Below are 20,142 nucleotides of genomic sequence, written 5' to 3'. Positions count from 1 at the left end.
TTTTATTCCACCAAATCTTAAACTATGCCATTATCTTACGTCTATGGAACTTCCAATATTCCATTATTGGGACAAACCATCGGTGGAAATCTTAAAAAGACCGTTGAAAAATATCCAAACCAGGAAGCTTTAGTATGTGTTCACCAGGATTACAGGGCTACCTATCAGGAATTTTATAATCAGACCACAGCGGTTGCAAAAGCTTTAATTTTTTTGGGTGCAAAATCAGGAGACAGAATCGGAATCTGGTCTTCAAACCGTTATGAATGGGTACTGCTTCAATATGCTACAGCGAGGATAGGTACTATATTGGTCAATATCAATCCAGCCTACAGAACTCATGAGCTTACTTATGTAATCAACCAGTCAGGAATCCGGTTGATGTTTTCTTCCTTAAGCTTTAAAACGAGTAATTATAAAGAAATGGTGGAATACGCCAAAGAAGTTTGCCCCAGCCTGGAACACGAAATCTTCTTTGACGATAATTGGGAAGATTTTTTAAATAACGGACAGGATATTTCAGACGATACGCTCCACAGCTTTGAGGAACATGTGCAGTTTGATGATCCCGTAAATATCCAGTATACTTCCGGAACAACAGGTTTTCCAAAAGGGGTTACCCTTTCCCATCACAATATTTTAAATAACGGATACTTTATCGGAATACGCTTAAAATATTCTGAAAAGGACCGTGTCTGTATTCCTGTTCCGTTCTATCATTGCTTCGGAATGGTGATCGGAAATATATGCTGTACCGCTCATGGGGCGTGTATTGTGGTTCCTAATGACAGTTTTGATCCTGATATTACGTTAAAAACAGTTTCTACAGAAAAATGTACTTCTTTATACGGAGTTCCAACGATGTTTATCGCTGAACTGGCTGTGAAAGATTTTGATACTTATGATTTTTCAAACTTAAGGACCGGTGTCATGGCCGGGTCTGTTTGTCCGCCTGAAATCATAAAAAAAGTGGAAAGCCTTATGAATATTAAAGAAATGAGCATTTGCTATGGAATGACGGAAACTTCGCCTGTTTCTACCCAAACCCTGATAGGAACACCTTTGGAAAAACAGGTCAGTACCGTGGGAACCGTTCAGGATCATCTTGAAATCAAAATCATTGATGAAAACGGAAAAATACTGGAACGCGGTGAACATGGCGAGCTCTGTACAAGAGGCTATTCAGTAATGCTGAAATACTGGAATGATCCGGAAAATACCAAAAAGGTTCTGGATGATGCCCGGTGGATGCACACCGGCGATATGGCTGTCATGGATGATGATGGCTACATTACTATATCAGGAAGAATAAAAGATCTCATCATTCGCGGCGGTGAAAATATTTCCCCAAAAGAAGTTGAAGATTTCCTATACACCTATCCGAATATCCTGGATGTGCAGATTATTGGAGTTCCCAGTGAAAAATTCGGGGAGGAAGTGATGGCCTGGGTAAAAGTGAGAAAAGGGTTTGATGTAACGGAAACTGAACTTTTAGAATATTGCAAGGGGAAAATTGCCCATTATAAGGTTCCGAAATACTGGAAATTTGTAGATGAGTTTCCTATGACTATTTCAGGGAAAATAAGAAAGGTGGAAATGCGGGAGGTTTCTATCAAAGAGTTACAGCTGGATGCTTTGAAGCAACGTTCCTAGTTATATATTTTTTTAAACGCAAAGTTTTATTCTAAATATATTTAATTTTAAGGAATGCAAAGTAACCGGCTACGCCGTTGATTAAGCTGTATGAATAACGGCCGCTTAGTCAGATCAATGAAATTGATCTTTCTTAGCTCACTTAAATATAGAATATGATAATGAAAACTTTGCGTTAAAAATTCTAGAAGATTGAGCAGGTTTTACTTCATTATCAATTAAACCGACTTATGTTAAAGAAATACAAAAAGCCCAGAAATACCGGGCTTTTTTATATTGTATACTGTATAACTTATTACAGTTCTTTTCTCAATCTTGCTACCGGGATATTAAGCTGTTCACGGTATTTGGCGATTGTTCTTCTGGCGATATTGTAGCCCTGTTCTTTCAGCATGACTACCAAAGCATCATCTGTAAGAGGTTTTCTTTTGTTTTCTTTACCGATTACTTCCTGAAGATGTGTTTTGATCTCTTTTGTAGACACTTCTTCACCATCATCGTTGGTTAAACTGTCCGAGAAGAGGTCTTTCAGGTAAACGATCCCGTTCGGAGTATCGGCATACTTGCTTTTTACTACTCTTGAAATGGTAGAAATATCAAATCCGGTAATATCTGCCACATCTTTAAGGATCATAGGCTTCAGCGATTTTTCGTCGCCTGTAATGAAATAATCCTTCTGGAATTTTACAATTGCTGTAATAGTCTGCAATAATGTGTTCTGACGCTGGTTAATTGCATCTATATACCATTTTGCAGCATCTAATTTCTGCTTGATGAATAATGCCGCCTGTTTATGTTCAGAAGAGTTTTTATCGTGGGAATAGGTGGTTAAAATATCCTTGTATTCTTCTGAAACTCTCAATGTCGGGGCATTTTTACTGTTCAGCATCGGAATCACTAAACCGTCTTTCACCTGAATTACAAAATCCGGGATAATTTCCTGATTGATGGTGATGGTTTGTGTATCAAAATTTCCTCCTACTTTCGGTGAAAGTTTAGAGATCTCATCCAGAGCGTCTTTAAGATCGTCTTCCTCTATATCATATTTCTGGATAATCTTATTGTAATGCTTATTGGTAAGGGCATCGAACTGATGTCTTAAAATATTGGCAGCCAGAGAAACCGCCTTATCAGAGCTCACTTTTTTCTCAATCTGAAGCAGCAGGCATTCCTGAAGTCCTCTTGCACCAACACCTGGCGGATCAAGCTTCTGAATATAGTTTTCAAGGATGTCCTCCACTTTTTCTCTTGTAGTATAAATCCCCTGTGAGAAAGCAAGGTCATCTACAATCGCTTTGATCTCTCTTCTTAAATACCCGTCCGTATCTAAATTTCCGATGATATATTCTGCAATTCTTTCGTCTTCTTCGCTGATATTTACTAAATGAATCTGTTCCAGCAGGTAATCATATAATGACTGACCTTCTGTTAAAAGGCTTTCATTATCAAATTCTTCATCGTCCGGAGAATAGTTGCTGGATGCTGTTTTATAGCTGGGTTCGTCGTCATAGATATACTCATTGACGTCAAAATCCGTTTCAATACTTTCTGTACCTTCGTCCTGATAAGCATCTTCAATAGAAGAATAATCATCCTCTTTAGAATCTTCCTTTACAATTTCCAAAGCAGGATTCTCCTCGAGCTCTCTTTCCAGCTCCTCCTCGAATTCCAATGTGTGAAGCTGGATGAGCTTCATCAACTGGATCTGCTGAGGGGCCAGCTTCTGTCCTAATTTGAGTTGTAAGTGTTGTTTAAGCATATTAGTCCCTGTGTTTTAACATAACATATTCTACGAATTTAATGAATTAATTTGAAAAAAAACACATTTAGCATGATTTTTGCATTATACTTTTAACTTAATAAACTATTAGAAAATAAAAAAAGCCTTAATTTTTACATTAAGGCTTTTTTATTGTTCTAGAATTCAGCGCTTTTCGGTGTTCTAGGGAAAGGAATCACGTCTCTGATATTCGTCATTCCCGTTACGAAAAGAACCAGTCTTTCCAATCCTAAACCGAAACCTGCATGTGGTACGGAACCGAATTTACGGGTATCAAGGTACCACCAAAGTTCGTGCTCGTCTACATGCATATCTGCCATTTTTTGTTTTAATACATCTAATCTTGCTTCTCTTTCTGATCCTCCGATGATCTCCCCGATTCCCGGGAAAAGAACGTCCATTGCCGCAACGGTCTTATTGTCTTCGTTCAGCTTCATGTAGAAGGCTTTGATCTCTTTAGGATAATCGAACAGCACTACCGGGCTTTCAAAATGCTTTTCAACCAGGTATCTTTCGTGTTCAGACTGAAGATCTGTCCCCCAGCTTTCCACCGGATACTGGAATTTTCCTTTTTTATTTTCTTTCGAGTTCAACAGGATTTCGATGGCTTCCGTATAGCTTACACGCTTGAAACGTTTAGCCACAACATTCTGAAGTTTTTCAATAAGCCCTTCTTTCGCCCTGTCTTTTTCTGCTTTTGTTTTTTGCTCTTCCTCAAAGCGTTTATCCAGGAATTCAAGATCATCTTTACAGTTGTCAAGAACATACTGAATTACATATTTTAAGAAATCTTCCGCAAGGTCGATGTTATCTTCAAGGTTGTTGAATGCCACTTCCGGCTCTATCATCCAGAATTCGGCAAGGTGTCTTGTGGTGTTTGAATTTTCAGCACGGAAAGTTGGCCCGAATGTATAAATTCTGCCTAATCCCATTGCGGCTGTTTCTCCTTCAAGCTGTCCGGAAACCGTAAGATTGGTTTTTCTTCCGAAGAAATCCTGTGCAAAATCAATTTCGCCGTCTTCTGTTCTTGGGATGTTGTTCAGGTCAAAGTTGGTTACTCCGAACATTTCTCCTGCTCCTTCTGCATCAGCTCCGGTAATTACAGGTGTATTGATGTAGAAGAACTGGTTTTTGTTAAAGAAAGAATGCACGGCAAAACTTACTGCATGACGCACTCTGAAAACAGCTCCGAATAAATTTGTTCTGAATCTTAAATGGGCCTGATCTCTCAACACTTCCAAAGAGTGTTTTTTAGGCTGAAGAATAGTTTTGTCTCTTTCTTCAGTAAAGTTATCTCCTAAAATAATGATCTTTTTCGCCACAATTTCAACACTTTGTCCTGCTCCCTGGCTTTCCACCACTTCACCAACTACTTTTAAAGAAGCTGCCGTACTGATTTTACTGATAATCTCTTCGTCGAAATTTTCAAAATCAACAACAATCTGCAAATTATTAATCGTAGAACCATCATTAAGTGCTATGAAACGATTGGCACGGAATGTTCTTACCCAACCGTAAACCGTAATGTCATGATGTAATACTTTCTTGTAATCCTGTAGGATTTCCTTAATTGTCTGCTTTTTCATTTGTTGATTATAAATTTTCTTATAAAAATTAACGTCTGCAAAGTTACAAAAAAACAGCGCAACTTGATGATTACGCTGTATTTTTAAAAAACCATTATCAAAATATATTAATCAAAAACTATGTTGCGAATATGATGGGAAGGAATGGAAGAGGGAAGTTAATATAGGTCCTAAAACTTCTAATGGTTACAGAGTTTACTGAATTATTCTTTAAAAATCATAAAAGTCGTTCTTTCCGGCTTGCATAACTTCCCTCTTCCAGCTTCAATCTTCCTTACTTTAATTAAAAAATACGGTCTTTTTTCTCTGTTTCCCGTTCCGGATTTTCCAGGCGTGATAGGAACTTGGAACATCATACTGCCATTTTGGAAGCAGCAAAACAATCAGGATCACATCAATATGAGATATAAACCCCAATCCTACGGCAAGATAAAATGCCCAGCCTGTTTGCTGAAACCCGATCAGGTAAGTAAAAGCAATGAGCAGGCTCAGTCCCCACATTTTTGACAAAAAAGCATGGGTACAGGTTTCCTTCCGGAACTTCGAGAGACTGACAATGTAGCAGAGCGCTTCCATAATGAAGATTAACAGAATTCCCGGCCATTCATTTTTAATTAATTCTGGATTGAGAAAATAGGCGGCAAATCCTAATGAAAGCCAGAAAACCAAATCGGTCTGACTGTCTAATCTTCGTAATTTTTCTGATGAAACTCCGGTTTTCCGGGCAATAATTCCATCGAAGATATCCGTTAATAATCCGAAATACATTAATGCCAAAATCAGGAATCTTGGTTCTGGCCCTTTTAAATAAGCCAGTAACAGAATAACAGGAGCAAGGATAAATCTGGTTGCAATAAGTATATAGGGCAGCTTTTTCATGATTTTTTATTTTTAAAATTCCAGTTGATTAAAGGAAGCTTCCTTCTTTCATTTTCATTCCAAAGGCCAATCTGGATTCCTCTTGAATCTTTACATACGTTAAACAGTGAAATCTGAACACCTCTGCATTTCCGGCTTACATTCGCAAAAGTGGAAACAACAGCTCCTTTTGTGGTGTGATGGAAATTATACAATGGTGAAAAAGCAACTCCATTTGTCACCGAAAGGGCACTGATGTTGCTGGATATATTTACTTCCAGGCCGTTGGTAACCGTAGGTTCCATATTAATAATGGACAGCTGCATTCCATTAATTTTATTCATTTTATCCGGCAAAGGTTCCGAACCAATATCATTAATCGCCCAATTATCTATAGACGGGATACTTACGAGCAGCAATGCGGGAAAGAAAATCCCCAGGCCGTTAAATCCCAATCCAATACCATTAACTTTCTTAGGCTGTATTTCATGATCAATCTCATCATAATACTTAATAAGCACCCCATTAACATTTTTTGTTTTTTTGGAAGGTGAAAATCCAATAAGCCTGGGCTTATCCGATTTAGTATTCAAACTGTCCTGAGCATTAATGATACTTCCTGTAAACAGGCCAATCATCATTAAAAATTTTATTTTCATAACTCATTGTTTTAAAATTATACTCCAAAATTATCTGTGAAAAACGCCAATCCGAATGCGAAAAAAAATTAAAATAAATAAGTACATTTGTGAAAATCACAAAAAACATGTACCAGGAACTTCTCCTTAAGGAAATCCGCAGAAAAATAGGTAATCAGTCTCTGAATGATGAGATTGCGAATATTCTCAATATAAGTTATGATGCTGCACACAGAAGAACGTCTCTGAAAGCGAAATTCAGCTTTGAAGAGGCATTGGAACTGGCTAAATATTACCAGATTTCCCTCAATCAGTTTATCACCTCGGACCAGCAGCTTGTGGTTCAGAAAACCTCAGCAGTAGAAACAACAGAGGATCTGCAGTCTTTTTTCCGGAATAATCTCAGTATTTTTGAAAATCTGCCGCTTTCTGATGGGATGACTATTTATTATTCGGCGAAGGATATTCCGTTTTTTTATACGCTTTCAGATACATTGCTTTCCCGTTTTAAGATCTATGTGTGGATGAATCTGCTGAATGCCAAACAGGTTTTTATTCCTTTTCTGCAGTTTTCACCTCCTTATTTTGAATCGAATACACAGGAATTAAAGAAAAAATATGAAGCGCAAAATGTGGTGGAATTGTGGAACGACAGAACGATTTCCAGTATTCTGCAACAGGTTTTATTTTATTACGAAACCGGACTTTTACAAAAGAATGAAGGCAGGATCATTCTGAAAGAGCTGGAGGAACTTATAAAGTATATTGAACAAAAGACGGAAAACAATCCCAAGTTTCATTTATATGAAAATGAACTGATGCATCTTTCCAATGATATCTTCCTGCATCATCCGAACCAGTCACTTTTCGCCATACCGGTGAATACGTTTGGGTACATTCTGATTAATGATGCAAAAACCTGCGGTGAAACAAAGAATTATTTTGAACATCAGATTAAAAACTCAAAATCCCTGAATACTTCCGGAAACCGCGACAGAAAAATATTTTTCAATAAGATGTATGAACAGATTGAAAGTTTAAAACAGAAACTATAATATGAAAATCTTCATAACGGGGAACTTTTCTGAAAAACCAATGAAATGTTTCGTTTCCAGGCCTATTTAATCCTGATAATAGATAATGAATAAAGATAATCTGAATATAACCGAACAAGGTAAAAAAATGTATCTTTAGTAAAAACAAACCATGAGAATTTCACTTTTACTGTCTCTTTTTATCTTATCATCATGCTATAGCCCTAAAACCGATATAGAAGAAGACAAGCATCCTGAAATTCCTGAATTTCCCCATTTTTCAGATAAAAACGTTCTTTTGGAGAAGGTTATGGAACTTCCGCTTTCCCAAAAAGACAACTGTACTTATTTAGTGAAAGGTAATAATCTCTTTATATACAGTTTTCCGAGATTGGATTCTTATAAAAATAATACGAACAGACTTTTCATCATAAATAATGGTAAACTGGTTATTGCGGAAGCATGGAAAAATGCCCCGAATATCAATAACCTTGCTTTTACGGACCCGGGAGGTAACCTGTATGCGAATAACAGGAAATATATGGCTCCGGATTTCCGTTACAAAGAGATCCTTCCTTTCTATGATCTGGATAATGTAAAGAAAAAATATGAACACCTTTTCCACCCCGGAGAACCTGAGAAAGATTCTGTGGTATTCGGAAAAATAGCGGATGAACAGGCTATTCTTCAGAAAAACATTTTAGATAAAGTCAGTCAAATCCTTTTGATTCCCGATGAAATGAGCGCCGGAATTGGGGATTATGCAAAATACAGTGACAGTTACCTGTTTAATCCGGGGCAGAAAAATACGTATTTTGTATCTTCAAATCTTTTACAGGAGCTGAATGTCAAGGATTCTACTGTATTCTCTGAGGAAGCTGACCCTTTCTATATCAAGCTTCGTCCGAAAATAAAGCTGTCTCAGAAGGAAAACAATTTTTCACCCGAAATCGGTAAAGAATATATAGATTCTGTATCATTTAAAATAAAGGATAAAATAGTCTCAGGGAACCAATGGTTCAGCAGAGGGAATCATTTTGTAGGTTCCTTCGGATATACTCCGGTCTATATGTATTATTATGATGTGAAAGTTGGAAATAAAACGGTTTCTACCAAAGAGGATCATACAAAAATAATCGCTTCTGATCCTATACAGGCAAAAACAGGAAAATATTTTCTGGTAAGTAATTTGAAAGAGGGTAAGTTCCAGATTTATTATCTGAAAAACTGATTATTCGTCTTTTTTAGAAGAAACTAAAAAGACATCGATAAGTCCTTCCGGAAGCTGCATTTTGATAAACCTTTCTTCCCGGTTCACTTCAAGAATCCAGTCTTTAATGATAGGGATTACCACTTCTTTTCCGTCCAGGTTGGTTACGAAATAGTTTTGAGCGGTCTGGTCGTTTACAGATCTTATCACGCCGCATTCTTTATCATTCTCATCAAGAATATCGAAACCAATGATTTCGTGATAATAAAACTGCTTCCCTGAAAGTGTTGGAAGACTGGAAAGCGGCAAGTAGACACTTTTCCCTAAAGATTGATCTACCAATGCTTCGGTAGAGTTTTTGAAGGCAATATTCAGAGCGTCATTTTTGCTCCATGATGATTTTGCAATAAAAAAAGGAACCAATAATCCGTTGATTTCAACGAATATTGATTCCAATTTATTGTAAAGCTCGGGTTGGTCGGTATCCAGTTTAAGGATAACATTTCCCGCAAGGCCATGTCTGCGCGTGATTTTTCCTAATAAATAGCAATCTTCTTTACGCATACAGGTTGGGTCTTAAGCTTCAGTGTTTTCTTCAGTTTCAGCAGCAGGAGCTTCTCCTTCTGTAGCTTCAGCAACTTCTTCAGCAGGTGCATTAGCAGCTTCTTCAGCAGCTTTAGCATCAGCCTCAGCTTGTGCAGCAGCAGCGATTCTAGCTTCGTTTACTTTAGCTTCAGCTTCTAAAGCAGCTTTCTTAGCGTCAGCTCCAGCTTTAGATAAACCTTCAACTTTACCTTGTACTTTTTGTTCTTTTGCTTCTAACCAAGCATTGAATCTTTTCTCAGCTTCAGCCTCATCAAAAGCTCCTTTAGCAACACCACCTTGTAAGTGTTTTTTGTAAAGGGCACCTTTATAAGAAAGGATCGCTCTTGCAGTATCAGTTGGCTGAGCACCGTTGTTTAACCACTTTACAGCAGAATCAACGTTCAAATCGATAGTTGCAGGGTTAGTAATTGGGTTGTAAGTTCCTAGTTTCTCGATGAATCTACCATCTCTTCTAGCTCTAGAATCTGCAACCACGATGTGGAAGAAAGGCTTACCTTTTTTACCGTGTCTTTGTAATCTGATTTTTACTGACATAATGTTGTGAATTTTATGGGAACTCGTCCCAGTTAAATATTTAAGAGTGCAAAGATAAACAAAAAATCCAATCTATCAATGCAAAAATGTAATTATTGTAAAATGCTAAAAAAGCATATCCGTGAAACTGTCCGGAAACTGCTGTTTTAATAATTCCGGCTGGAAATTATGCTTTATCTTTAGCCCAAAAACTGATTGGAATGAAAAGCATTTACATTACAGGAATGTCGGGAACAGGAAAGTCATCCGTTATTCAACATCTCAGCGAAAAGGGCTTTACAGCCATTGACACCGATTATGGAGACTGGAAGGAACTTTCCTTATCAGGTGATACCCCGGAATGGCTATTAAAGGAAGAAAAAATAAAAAAATCAGTTTCAAAACCGCTTATTTCACCTGTTTTTATAGCCGGGTGCTGTTCCAATCAGGTGAATCTCTATCCTTTTTTTGATCATATCCTGTTACTTTCCTCCTCAATTGAAACCATTCTTGAAAGGGTTTCCACTCGAACTTCCAATCCATATGGGCAATTACCCCATGAGCGCGACGAAATTATCTGGAACTTTGAAAACATCCAGCCTTTGTTACAGGAAGGTGCCGATTTTGAATTTAATACTGAAGTGATGACGGTTGAAGAAATAGCAGCCTCGCTTGAACAATTGGCATCACCCCGGTAAAATAAAAAAATCTTGAATATTTTTAATGTATTGAACCCATATAGAAAAGCCCCAGGCATTTCTGGTTTTCCTCAATGGTTAAAGATTCTTTAAGATGATTTACAATAGCCGGAGAACTCCAGTAGCATCCTATATTATTGGCTGTACAGGTAAGATACATATTCTGAACTGCCATGGAAACGGCTGCGATCTCTTCCCATTCCGGAACCATGCCGCTGAAATTAACCACAATGGAAACTACGGCATTGGCTTTATTGATTTTAAAACCAATATCCTGGTATTTTTTCTCTAAAAAAGTCTGTTCAGATTGTGTCGCTTTGTAAATAGCCTGCATTTCTGAAGCTAATTTTGCTTTTTCTTCTCCTTTGAAAGTCTTGAAACGCCAAGGTTTTGTACGCTTATGATTCGGAGCCAATGTTGCCGAGTGTATAATCTCGTCTATTATTTCCTGAGGTATTTCATTTTCAGAATAATCTTTTGGAAAGATGCTTCTTCTCTGCTCTATGATTTGTTTTAAAATTTCTGCATTATTCATACTGCAAATTTACAATATGTAATTGAATGCATTACATTAATCTATACCTGATTTTTTAACAACAGACTACGCTTTTTATACATTTTGTAGTTAGAAACCAGAAATGTAAGAAATACCGCTAAAACCAATATTCTTGAAATCCATTGTCCCCAATCTTTATGCACAGGTCCGGGCAAAGACAGTCCCATAAGACAAGCTGTATAAATAATACCTGCATTGATCCACATTCGATCCGGGTCAGGATAAGAGGGTATGGTCATTGAACGGTTATAACTAAAAATGGGTGCCAGTTTATAATAATCCCAGACCAGTAATGTGATAACAGCGACCATCATCAGGGAAGTGATTACCCAGGTTCCGGTAAAGGAAAGACTGATGGTAATAATCCAGATATTACTCAATATCGCAAGGAACATAAGGGCACCTAAGAGTGCGTAGCGCTGTGTCATCAATAAAATTCCAGCTGTGATCTGGCAAAGTCCAAGGAAATTCCAGTAAAATCCTGTCCGGTACATGGCTTCAAAAAAGTACCCGATAGGAGTATCCGTTGAAATTGAAGTAAATCTGTTCCCTGCCAATTTTGTGAGACCGGAAGGAAAAAATGCGAATCCCACCAAATATCTTACATGAATGATGATCCAATGATTCCATCTGTTGGTACGAAGCTTTTGAAATGTCATAGTTGGTTAGTTTTCGAGTGGTCGTGTTTGAACGTTTGAAGATTATTAGCTTGCAAATCAGTTGGGAGAAATATCACTAAAAGGCTTCCTTGCATGAAATCTTGGTTCTTGGCTCTTAACTCTAAGCTTCAAAATCAAATCACTTCCACAATTTTCTGATGGATATTATTCAATGTAAAAGCATCGCCGGATCTCATTCCCATCATTTTTTTGGCCATAGGGCTTTCCGGGGAAATGGCATAAAACCTGTCACCTTCATAAAAGAATTCTCCCAGAGAAACCGAGATATAAAAACGTGCTTTGTTGGTAATCACCAGAGAACCAAGCTGCACTTTTTCTGTAGAAGTATTCAGCACCTTTGACATGTTTCTTTTAAGATCGTTCAAGGCACCCAGCTGGCGCTGCATCTGGTAAATTTCCTCCTGCATCTCCTCTCTCATACTGTCATATTTAGGGGTCTTTTTAATATCACGGCTTGCTTCTAAAGTAAACTCTATAAATTTTTTAAGCTTTTCTATTTTTTCAGAAATCACGGTTTTCACATAATCCCTTATATCACTTTTCTCAAATACGATCTTCTCCATGAATCTAATCTTTACATAAAGATAATAATTTTTTAAAATAATAATTAATATTTTCGTTTCACATAAAACAGATCAATGATTCACAATAAATATTTTTCAGAAGAGCAGATCAAAACAAGGAAACAGCAGATGAGTTCCCAATGGGATACAGTATTGAAAACAAACGAAGCCGTACTGATCCACTCAGGAGAACCTATCCAGAAACCCGGAGGGCTCGATTCTACTTATCCTTTTTTACCCCATCCTGCCTATTTCTGGCTGACTTTAAGAAGACGCGAAACAGAGATTTTATTATACAGTAAAGACCTTGGATGGATTGAGTTTCACAAAGAGATTTCCAATGAAGAGATTTTCTGGGAAGGAGAAAAGAATGACATTCTGATTTCATCACAGGGGAAAAATATCAACAGTCTGGAAAATTTTCTGGAAAACCATCGTTTTTCACGGATCTTCCATTTAGGACAGGCAAAAGATGCTTCACCTGAAGCTTTTGAACTGAAAACTTTATTGGATAAAACAAGGAGGAAAAAAGATGCTTCTGAGGTTAGTTTTATCCGGCATATTGCAGAAATCGCCAATTCAGGATATCAGAAAATAACTTCTGTCCTGCAGCCGGGAATGACGGAAAGGGAACTCCAGATCGCTTATGAATCGGAAATTTTCAGAAACGGAGCCCATACGGTTCCTTACGAAACTATTGTGGGAAGCGGGAGCAATTCAGCGATTCTGCATGCATTGCCTTCTCAAAAAATAATCAAAGAAAATGAATTTGTATTGGTAGATGCCGGAGCAGATATTTTTGATTACTGTGTAGATGTTACCAGAACATTTTATTCTTCCGGAGAAATGTCTTCACAACATAAAGATCTCTATTCTATTGTATTGAAAGCTTATCATGAATGTGTAGCTATGTCAAAAGCCGGAGTTTTCTGGAGAGATGTCCATATCCATTCGGCTAAAGTGATTACAGAAGGTCTTCTGCAGCTTGGCATTTTAAAAGGAAACCTCAGCGACCTGATCGAAAAAGAAATTGTCTCCCTTTTCTATTCTCACGGAGTAGGGCATCTAGTAGGCCTGAGAGTCCGTGATACAGGGCAGGAAGAAAACCTAAATCCGAAAACATATTTCGGAGCTCGGTTAAGGGTTGATCTGGAACTGGAAGAAAACCATTTAATTACCGTAGAACCAGGCTGCTATTTTATGCCTGCCATTCTCGAAAGTGCTTATCAGCAGAAGAAATTTTATGATGATATCAACTGGACGGAGCTCAAAAAGTGGTACGATATCGGCGGAGTCCGTATAGAAGATAATATCCTGATTAAGAATGATGGCAACGAAAATCTTACAAACTGTATAGCCAAAACAGAATACTAAACACCAAAAAAAAGAAAGCCAATATAGCTGATGAAGCTTATTGATTTAGTACAAAAACTCATTTTAAAAGAATAAGCCTTGCGTTCCGCAAGGCTTATTCTTTTATTTTTCAGCAATTTTTTTAAGATCTCCGAGTCCCTGCTCAAACATCGTATTCATATTACTATCCATCATAGGTTTCATGATCTTCATCATGGTGTTCAGCTCGTTATCTATTGACCAGGTAACTTTGGTTCCGTTCCCTTCAGGAGTTAAAATAAGGTTTGCTTTAGCATCACCTTCAAAAGGTTTGATAAAATGAAGCTTGGTAATCAGTTTTTCATTGGGTACAATTTCAGTAACAGACTGTTCGCCCTCTCCTACTTTGTCATTTCCTTTCCAGTGATAGGAGTCTCCCACTTTGTCACCAGTTCCGGAATAGGTAATTACAATATCTTTGTCCGCTTTGGAAAACGGGTCCCAGACATTATACTCTTTCAGTGAGCCTACATGCTGCCATACTTTTTCTTTTGGAGCATTAATCACCACAGATTTTTCAAAATGATAATCTTTACTGAATGCCAGCATTGCAATAATTACATATACTACCGCCAGAAGGATAATTACGCCAAGAATTTTTAAGAGTGTTTTCATAGTTTTGATATTTTGAGTTTATTTTCTATTTTTTCAACCACAAAAATTCATTTAACATGAAAATTACAGCTTTACCGGACTAATGTATTGTGGTTTTATTGTTTTCAAAATTAGTCATTCCACTTACATTGCTTCTTTTCATATGACAAGATTATTAAAGATAAAGCATTTTTGTCACATCTTGGTATCCGGGCATTATTTTTGTGTATTTCAGCTCTGATTCCCGATGAATTATTAAATTTACCATACATAAAAATAGAAAAATGAATATTTTAACAGAGAAATTCAATACACCATATCACGCAGCCCCTTTTGACGGTATTAAAAATGAAGATTTTCTTCCTGCATTCAAGGATTTAATTACAAAATCTGAAGATGAAATCAATACTATTGTAAACAATCCCGCCTCTCCCACTTTTGAAAATGTTATTGAGGCATTGGCTTATTCGGGGGAGCAGCTTGAAGTGGTTTCAAGTATTTTTTTCAATCTGAACTCTGCAGAAACAAGTGATGAAATTCAAAAAATCGCACAGGAAGTTTCCCCGCTTTTAACAGAATATTCTTCAAAAATCTCTCAAAATGAAGCCCTTTTCAGCAAGATTAAAAAAGTATATGACGAGAAGGAAAAATATACGCTGAATGAAGAACAGGAAATGCTGCTGAATGAAACCTATAAAGGCTTTGTAAGAAGTGGTGCCCTGCTTGATAAAGAAGGCAAGGAAAAGTTACAGAAGATCAATATGGATCTCTCTTTGAAATCACTTCAGTTCGGGCAGAATGTTTTAGCGTCTACCAATGCTTATTTTAAGCATATTACAAATAAAGCAGATCTGGCCGGAATCCCCGAAGCTATCCTTGAACAATATGCCGAAGAAGCCAAAGAAAGAGAACTGGAAGGCTGGGTAGTTACGTTACAGTATCCAAGCTACATTCCTTTCATGACATATGCTGAAAACCGTGAACTGAGAAAAGAAATTGCCCTTGCCAACGGCAAAAAATCTTTTAATGGCGGAGAATTCGACAATCAGGAACTTATTAAAGAACTCCTTCAATTAAAACAGCAGAAAGCGGAATTATTAGGTTACCAGAATTATGCAGATTATGTTCTGGAAGAAAGAATGGCAAAATCTCCGGTGAAAGTCTTTGATTTTTTAAATGAACTTTTAACGAAAGCAAAACCCTACGCAGATAAAGAAACAGATGAGCTGAGATCTTTAGCCAAAGCTGACGGAATAGATGAACTTCAGGGATACGATCACGCTTTCTACGCAGAAAAATTAAGAAAACAGAAATATGATTTTAATGATGAGGAACTGAAGCCGTATTTTCCGTTAGATCAGGTACAGGATGCGGTTTTTGGACTGGCTGAAAAACTCTTCGGACTTACTTTTGAGGAAAGAAATGACCTTCCCAAATACCATAATGATGTAAAAATATATGAAGTAAAAGAGCTGAGTGCAGTTTCTACCAGCGGCCACACAGCAAGGGATTTCAAGGCATTGCTTTATGTAGACTATTTCCCGAGAAAAGGGAAAAGAGCCGGTGCATGGATGACCTGCTACAAAAGTCAGTATAAAAAAGACGGTGAAAATTCCCGTCCGCACATCTCTATTGTCTGTAATTTCAGCAAACCAACGAAAGATACACCGAGCTTACTGACATTCCAGGAAGTAACAACTTTGTTCCATGAATTCGGGCATGCACTTCACGGAATGCTGGCAGATACACAATATCCAAACCTTTCCGGAACTTCTGTAAAATGGGATTTCGTGGAACTTCCTTCTCAATTCCTGGAAAACTTCTGTTACGAGCCGGAATTCCTGAAAACATTTGCCAGACATTATAAAACCGGAGAAGTACTTCCGGACGAAAAAATCGAGAAAATTGAACAGTCTAAAAATTTCATGGAAGGTTACCAGACCATGAGACAGCTTGGTTTCGGGCTTCTGGATATGAATTACCATACAAAGGTAAAAGAACTGGAAACTGAAAGTGTAAAGGCTTTTGAGGATAAATATACAAAGGCAACAACACTTTATCCCGTAAATCCTGAAACAGCTATGAGTCCAAGTTTCTCCCATATTTTCCAGGGCGGATATTCTGCCGGCTACTATTCTTATAAATGGGCAGAAGTTCTGGATGCGGATGCATTCCAGTATTTTAAGGAAACAGGAATTTTCAATCATGAAACCGCAGAGAAATACAAAGTGCTTCTTTCTTCCGGCGGAACAAAGGACCCAATGGAGCTGTATAAAAGTTTCAGAGGAAGCGAACCGAAAGTGGAAAGCTTACTGAAAAGGGCATTTGGATAATAAATATAATTGTGATAAATATAGAAAGAACAGTCAATAGCTGTTCTTTTTTCGTTTCAGTGAAGGCAAGTTGCAAGAATACCAGATGTTGTATGAATTTTAACTTATATTTCCATAAGAATACATAAATTAGCTCAACACACATCAATAATGAAAAAGATATTAACGGTAAAAAAAATTTTAATTCTCTGCATATTTTGCGTTTATGCTTGTTCAGATATAAAGAGAACAGGAAAAGAAAATCTGCAAAATAAAGATTTGAAAAAATATATCGGGAAAAATATAACCGTTACCGGGCAAACCGTAAATATGAAACTCGGTGCGATACTGATTACAGATAATGGAGAAAATATCTGGATGGACGGAATGGATAGCTGGCCGGAAGGATATTACGTAAATGACAATAATCTGAAAACCGTGAAAGTGACAGGAACTATCATAGAGAAAAATGATCTCCCTGTTTTTATCCCCAATGAAAATGATCCGGTACTTCAACAGGGCATACCTGAACCCAAAGGAACCGATCTTGAAGAAGCAAGCCACAGATACCTATTAAAGGATTATACATACAGCATTGTCAAATAAAATATTTACCGCTAAAAGTGAAATATATCTTAGAAAAAATAAAGAAAAATTGTAAAACACATTATTTCAGGAGAGATTATTAAGCATTTTCCATTAAATTTGGAATCAGTTTTTATGATGTTACCTGTTAAAAAGTATGGAGATTCCGGACTATTGGAAACATTATAGAATCTGAATAAAAAAACTCCATGAAAAAACTCTTAACTCTAACCCTGATTTCAATCATTACGATTGGGCTGGTTTATGCTCTGGTCCATTATATCAGGATGGACGGCTTTTCTTTTGCCCTGGCCCTGAACTTTATGCTGATGGCATGTACACTTACTTTTACAGAAACAATGAAAAGCAAGCTGAATTCGCCCTACTTCCAGGAAAAAGCCTGGGAAAAGAAGGGAAAAATATACGAATCGCTTGGAATTAATGTTTACCGAAAACTATTAGTTGCTGTGGGCTGGGAAAAGCTGAACAAAAAATCCAAACCCGTAAAAAAAAATGCAGCAGCTTTAGCGAATCTTTATTACCGGACAAAACAGGATGAACTGGGGCATCTGATTATCATGATTATCGTTCTGGGATTTAACATTTTTGCAGCAGTTAAGTTTGGAATTATTAAATCCTTATGGCTGTTGACTTCAAATATTTTACTGAATATATATCCTGTTTTTCTTCAGCGGTACAACCGCCCGAGAATAGAAAGAGTCATCAATATAAATAAACGCAGATAAAACCGTTATCTGTAATACAAACAAATTCCCACCAATGAACCGGAATCTGATTTTTTGTTTAATTATTTTAATCTTCTCTTCCTGTAAAGAAAAGAATAAAAATGATGTTAATTTTGAAAATGAACCAAAGGTTAAAACTGAAAAGAAGAAGAATATTACCACTGAAATTTCAACGGACATCAATCAGCTTGAAAAACTGATTAATCTATCAGAATTCAGGCCTGAAAAAGTTAAATTTAAATATACATTTATTGATAATTCAGGAGGAAGAGTTCCCGGCCCTTCCGATTCTTTTCTGGAAGCTTTGCTATATTTTGATGACAAAACAATGGAAAAAATACGGGAAACCGATCAAAATGCAAGCCTTCCGGTTTCAAATTACCAAAAGCATCATTTTACATTCAGTTGGCTTGATAAGGAAACTCTTTCCGAACTAGAGCAGTCTGACAGCCTGAAAAGTATTCATCCTGATCTCATTTTTGGAACCAATAATGGAGGGTGCCTGTATCTGAAGAATAAAATTTTACTTATAAAAGAAGTAAATTAAAACACAAACTCGACTATGTTTATCCAACAAAAAATGAAATTAGTAAGTAAATTACTTTTTTTTTCAGCCACTTCTTTCTTTCTGAAAAGCTGTAACCAGACCAATGAAAAGAACACCTTACACAATAAATCTATAAAAACAGGAAAATCTCAATTTGCTGCAAATGACATTTTTTTGGCCAAACATTCCGACAGTTGCAACTGCTCAGCAGAATTTGAATCGAAAGACAGTATTAAGCTTGTCCACATTAAAAATCAATTTTATAAAAGCAAAACAGGGCATTTATACGAAAAAACTGAAGCTCAGAGAGAAATTAATGGGCATTTAAAAGAAATAGAATACTTCAATGGCTCTTTTTCACAGGATGTAGACCCCTTAACATTTGAGCCACTTGACGGATGGTACGCAAAAGACAAAAATTATATTTATTATTACAGACCTGTAAGCGGAGGAATGCAGATTTCAAAACTTGATAAAGCAGACAATAAAACATTCAAAATTCTGCCGGGACAATATAAATATGGAGCTGACAAAAATTATTTTTATGACGGAACAGAAATAATTGATGACTTTGTTCCCAATAAAACAAACTTTAAACTTAACAGCAAAGGACAGATTTTTGAGATGGAATGTAACCAAAGAAAATATAAATTTGAATTGGTAAATTAATCCTCCTGAATTCCTTTACAAAAGCAATAGAATCCACATGACCATCCAAAAACAAATCACCGAATACATCACCAGCCAGCCCGAACCCAAATGTAGCGATATGCAGGAACTTCACCGGATTATTCTGGAAATAAAGCCAGCCTGCAAATTATGGTTCCTTGATGGCAAAAACGATGAAAACAAAACGGTTTCCAATCCTAATATCGGATATGGGCTTCAAACCATGCAGTATGCAGGTGGAAAAACCCAGGAATTTTATCAAATCGGTATGAGTGCCAATACAACAGGAATCTCCATCTATATTCTCACCATCAGCGATAAAACTTACTTAGCTAAAACATATGGACAGGAAATCGGAAAAGCAAGCGTGACCGGATACTGCATTAAGTTCAAGGCTCTGAAAGACATAAACATCGAAATACTCAAAGCCGCCATACGGGACGGGTTTGAACAGGATGAAAAAGATAATTGATCCTTTTAAAGCTGAATCGTTCTTAAATATTATGACATCGGACAAACGGAGATTTCTTTACCTTCAGCATAAGTTTTTACCCAATCGCAAAGGCTTTCCAGAATAGGAACCAAGTCCTGCCCTTTATTAGTCAAAACATATTTAATCCCCGCAGGAACAGTTCCGGGAATTTCTTTTCTGACAATTACCGCATGGATTTCCAGTTCTTTAAGCTGCCGGCTCAGGACCTGTTCAGAAATATTCGGCAACTCTTTTTTCAGCAGGTGAAAGCGGTTGTTTCCCTGTGAAACAGAATAAACAATCTGCGACTTCCAGCGGCCTCCGATCATTGCAATCGCCGAGTTCAGCTCACAAACCTGAAACAAAAATTTTTCATTTATTGCATTGGTGGAATTTTCTTTACGCATAATCAATTGTTTTTAACGGCTCACAATTTTGTTCGTTATTGCA

At 37.1% G+C, this 20,142-nt stretch carries 22 protein-coding genes; 11 read left to right on the top strand and 11 right to left on the bottom strand.

Annotation, left to right across the window (positions count from 1 at the left end; all coding sequences use genetic code 11):
- The first annotated feature begins 24 nt into the window (after positions 1-24).
- Positions 25-1,653 carry an AMP-binding protein gene (locus tag HNP36_RS17760; RefSeq protein WP_184166132.1) on the top strand — a complete coding sequence of 543 codons (1,629 nt, stop codon included), beginning with the start codon at positions 25-27 and terminating at the stop codon, positions 1,651-1,653.
- A gap of 295 nt (positions 1,654-1,948) precedes the next feature.
- Here the strand turns inward: HNP36_RS17760 and rpoN are convergent, their stop codons facing one another.
- From rpoN to HNP36_RS17740, 4 genes are all read right to left on the bottom strand, one after another.
- Positions 1,949-3,412 carry an RNA polymerase factor sigma-54 gene (gene rpoN, locus HNP36_RS17755; RefSeq protein ID WP_184166133.1) on the bottom strand — a complete coding sequence of 488 codons (1,464 nt, stop codon included), beginning with the start codon at positions 3,410-3,412 and terminating at the stop codon, positions 1,949-1,951.
- A 158-nt stretch (positions 3,413-3,570) separates the two neighbouring features.
- Positions 3,571-5,019: an asparagine--tRNA ligase gene (gene asnS, locus HNP36_RS17750; RefSeq protein ID WP_184166134.1), complete on the bottom strand. Its 1,449-nt coding sequence runs from the start codon at positions 5,017-5,019 to the stop codon at positions 3,571-3,573.
- A 279-nt stretch (positions 5,020-5,298) separates the two neighbouring features.
- Positions 5,299-5,898, bottom strand: coding sequence for a CDP-alcohol phosphatidyltransferase family protein (locus HNP36_RS17745; RefSeq protein WP_184166136.1), 600 nt, complete (start codon positions 5,896-5,898; stop codon positions 5,299-5,301).
- Complete coding sequence (locus HNP36_RS17740) at positions 5,895-6,536, bottom strand: LA_2272 family surface repeat-containing protein (RefSeq protein ID WP_184166137.1); 642 nt, start codon at positions 6,534-6,536, stop codon at positions 5,895-5,897. The genes HNP36_RS17745 and HNP36_RS17740 overlap by 4 nt, the downstream gene beginning before the upstream one ends.
- 89 nt (positions 6,537-6,625) lie before the next feature.
- On the opposite strand from HNP36_RS17740, the gene HNP36_RS17735 reads away from it, so the two are divergent.
- Entirely contained in the window at positions 6,626-7,570 is a 945-nt protein-coding gene (locus HNP36_RS17735; RefSeq protein WP_317168985.1) for an XRE family transcriptional regulator, read from the top strand.
- Between the two features lie 151 nt (positions 7,571-7,721).
- Positions 7,722-8,780 (top strand): hypothetical protein, encoded by a 1,059-nt coding sequence (locus HNP36_RS17730; RefSeq protein ID WP_184166139.1) that lies wholly within the window; start codon positions 7,722-7,724, stop codon positions 8,778-8,780.
- On the opposite strand, the gene rimM is transcribed toward HNP36_RS17730, so the two are convergent.
- Positions 8,781-9,323, bottom strand: coding sequence for a ribosome maturation factor RimM (rimM, locus tag HNP36_RS17725; protein ID WP_184166141.1), 543 nt, complete (start codon positions 9,321-9,323; stop codon positions 8,781-8,783).
- Between the two features lie 12 nt (positions 9,324-9,335).
- Positions 9,336-9,899 (bottom strand): 30S ribosomal protein S16, encoded by a 564-nt coding sequence (locus HNP36_RS17720; RefSeq protein WP_184166143.1) that lies wholly within the window; start codon positions 9,897-9,899, stop codon positions 9,336-9,338.
- Positions 9,900-10,099: 200 nt separating this feature from the next.
- On the opposite strand from HNP36_RS17720, the gene HNP36_RS17715 reads away from it, so the two are divergent.
- Positions 10,100-10,576: an AAA family ATPase gene (locus HNP36_RS17715; protein WP_184166145.1), complete on the top strand. Its 477-nt coding sequence runs from the start codon at positions 10,100-10,102 to the stop codon at positions 10,574-10,576.
- Positions 10,577-10,598: 22 nt separating this feature from the next.
- Here HNP36_RS17715 and HNP36_RS17710 read toward each other — a convergent pair whose 3' ends face one another.
- The 3 genes from HNP36_RS17710 to HNP36_RS17700 all read right to left on the bottom strand — a co-directional run bounded on the left by HNP36_RS17710 (position 10,599) and on the right by HNP36_RS17700 (position 12,375).
- A complete protein-coding gene (locus HNP36_RS17710; protein ID WP_184166147.1) occupies positions 10,599-11,111 on the bottom strand; it encodes a nitroreductase in 513 nt (170 codons plus the stop codon).
- Positions 11,112-11,152: 41 nt separating this feature from the next.
- Complete coding sequence (locus HNP36_RS17705; protein ID WP_184166149.1) at positions 11,153-11,791, bottom strand: DoxX family membrane protein; 639 nt, start codon at positions 11,789-11,791, stop codon at positions 11,153-11,155.
- Between the two features lie 134 nt (positions 11,792-11,925).
- Positions 11,926-12,375 carry a hypothetical protein gene (locus tag HNP36_RS17700; protein ID WP_184166152.1) on the bottom strand — a complete coding sequence of 150 codons (450 nt, stop codon included), beginning with the start codon at positions 12,373-12,375 and terminating at the stop codon, positions 11,926-11,928.
- 75 nt (positions 12,376-12,450) lie between these two features.
- On the opposite strand from HNP36_RS17700, the gene HNP36_RS17695 reads away from it, so the two are divergent.
- Positions 12,451-13,749 carry a M24 family metallopeptidase gene (locus HNP36_RS17695; protein ID WP_184166155.1) on the top strand — a complete coding sequence of 433 codons (1,299 nt, stop codon included), beginning with the start codon at positions 12,451-12,453 and terminating at the stop codon, positions 13,747-13,749.
- A 102-nt stretch (positions 13,750-13,851) separates the two neighbouring features.
- Here the strand turns inward: HNP36_RS17695 and HNP36_RS17690 are convergent, their stop codons facing one another.
- Positions 13,852-14,382, bottom strand: a complete 531-nt coding sequence (locus HNP36_RS17690; protein WP_184166158.1) for an SRPBCC family protein — start codon at positions 14,380-14,382, stop codon at positions 13,852-13,854.
- A gap of 263 nt (positions 14,383-14,645) precedes the next feature.
- Between HNP36_RS17690 and HNP36_RS17685 the strand changes: the two genes are divergently transcribed.
- The 6 genes from HNP36_RS17685 to HNP36_RS17660 all read left to right on the top strand — a co-directional run bounded on the left by HNP36_RS17685 (position 14,646) and on the right by HNP36_RS17660 (position 19,692).
- Entirely contained in the window at positions 14,646-16,694 is a 2,049-nt protein-coding gene (locus HNP36_RS17685) for a M3 family metallopeptidase (RefSeq protein WP_184166161.1), read from the top strand.
- 258 nt (positions 16,695-16,952) lie between these two features.
- Positions 16,953-17,279 carry a hypothetical protein gene (locus HNP36_RS17680; protein WP_184166164.1) on the top strand — a complete coding sequence of 109 codons (327 nt, stop codon included), beginning with the start codon at positions 16,953-16,955 and terminating at the stop codon, positions 17,277-17,279.
- 188 nt (positions 17,280-17,467) lie between these two features.
- Positions 17,468-18,004 carry a hypothetical protein gene (locus HNP36_RS17675; RefSeq protein ID WP_184166167.1) on the top strand — a complete coding sequence of 179 codons (537 nt, stop codon included), beginning with the start codon at positions 17,468-17,470 and terminating at the stop codon, positions 18,002-18,004.
- 34 nt (positions 18,005-18,038) lie between these two features.
- Positions 18,039-18,551, top strand: a complete 513-nt coding sequence (locus HNP36_RS17670; RefSeq protein ID WP_184166171.1) for a hypothetical protein — start codon at positions 18,039-18,041, stop codon at positions 18,549-18,551.
- 33 nt (positions 18,552-18,584) lie between these two features.
- Positions 18,585-19,220, top strand: coding sequence for a DKNYY domain-containing protein (locus HNP36_RS17665; RefSeq protein ID WP_184166174.1), 636 nt, complete (start codon positions 18,585-18,587; stop codon positions 19,218-19,220).
- 37 nt (positions 19,221-19,257) lie between these two features.
- Positions 19,258-19,692: a DUF1801 domain-containing protein gene (locus HNP36_RS17660; RefSeq protein ID WP_184166176.1), complete on the top strand. Its 435-nt coding sequence runs from the start codon at positions 19,258-19,260 to the stop codon at positions 19,690-19,692.
- 29 nt (positions 19,693-19,721) lie between these two features.
- Here the strand turns inward: HNP36_RS17660 and HNP36_RS17655 are convergent, their stop codons facing one another.
- Positions 19,722-20,099 (bottom strand): winged helix-turn-helix transcriptional regulator, encoded by a 378-nt coding sequence (locus HNP36_RS17655; RefSeq protein ID WP_184166179.1) that lies wholly within the window; start codon positions 20,097-20,099, stop codon positions 19,722-19,724.
- Positions 20,100-20,142 lie beyond the last annotated feature (43 nt).

The sequence above is a fragment of the Chryseobacterium shigense genome (assembly GCF_014207845.1).
GTDB lineage: Bacteria > Bacteroidota > Bacteroidia > Flavobacteriales > Weeksellaceae > Chryseobacterium > Chryseobacterium shigense_A.
This window is presented reverse-complemented; position numbering and strand designations above follow the sequence as displayed.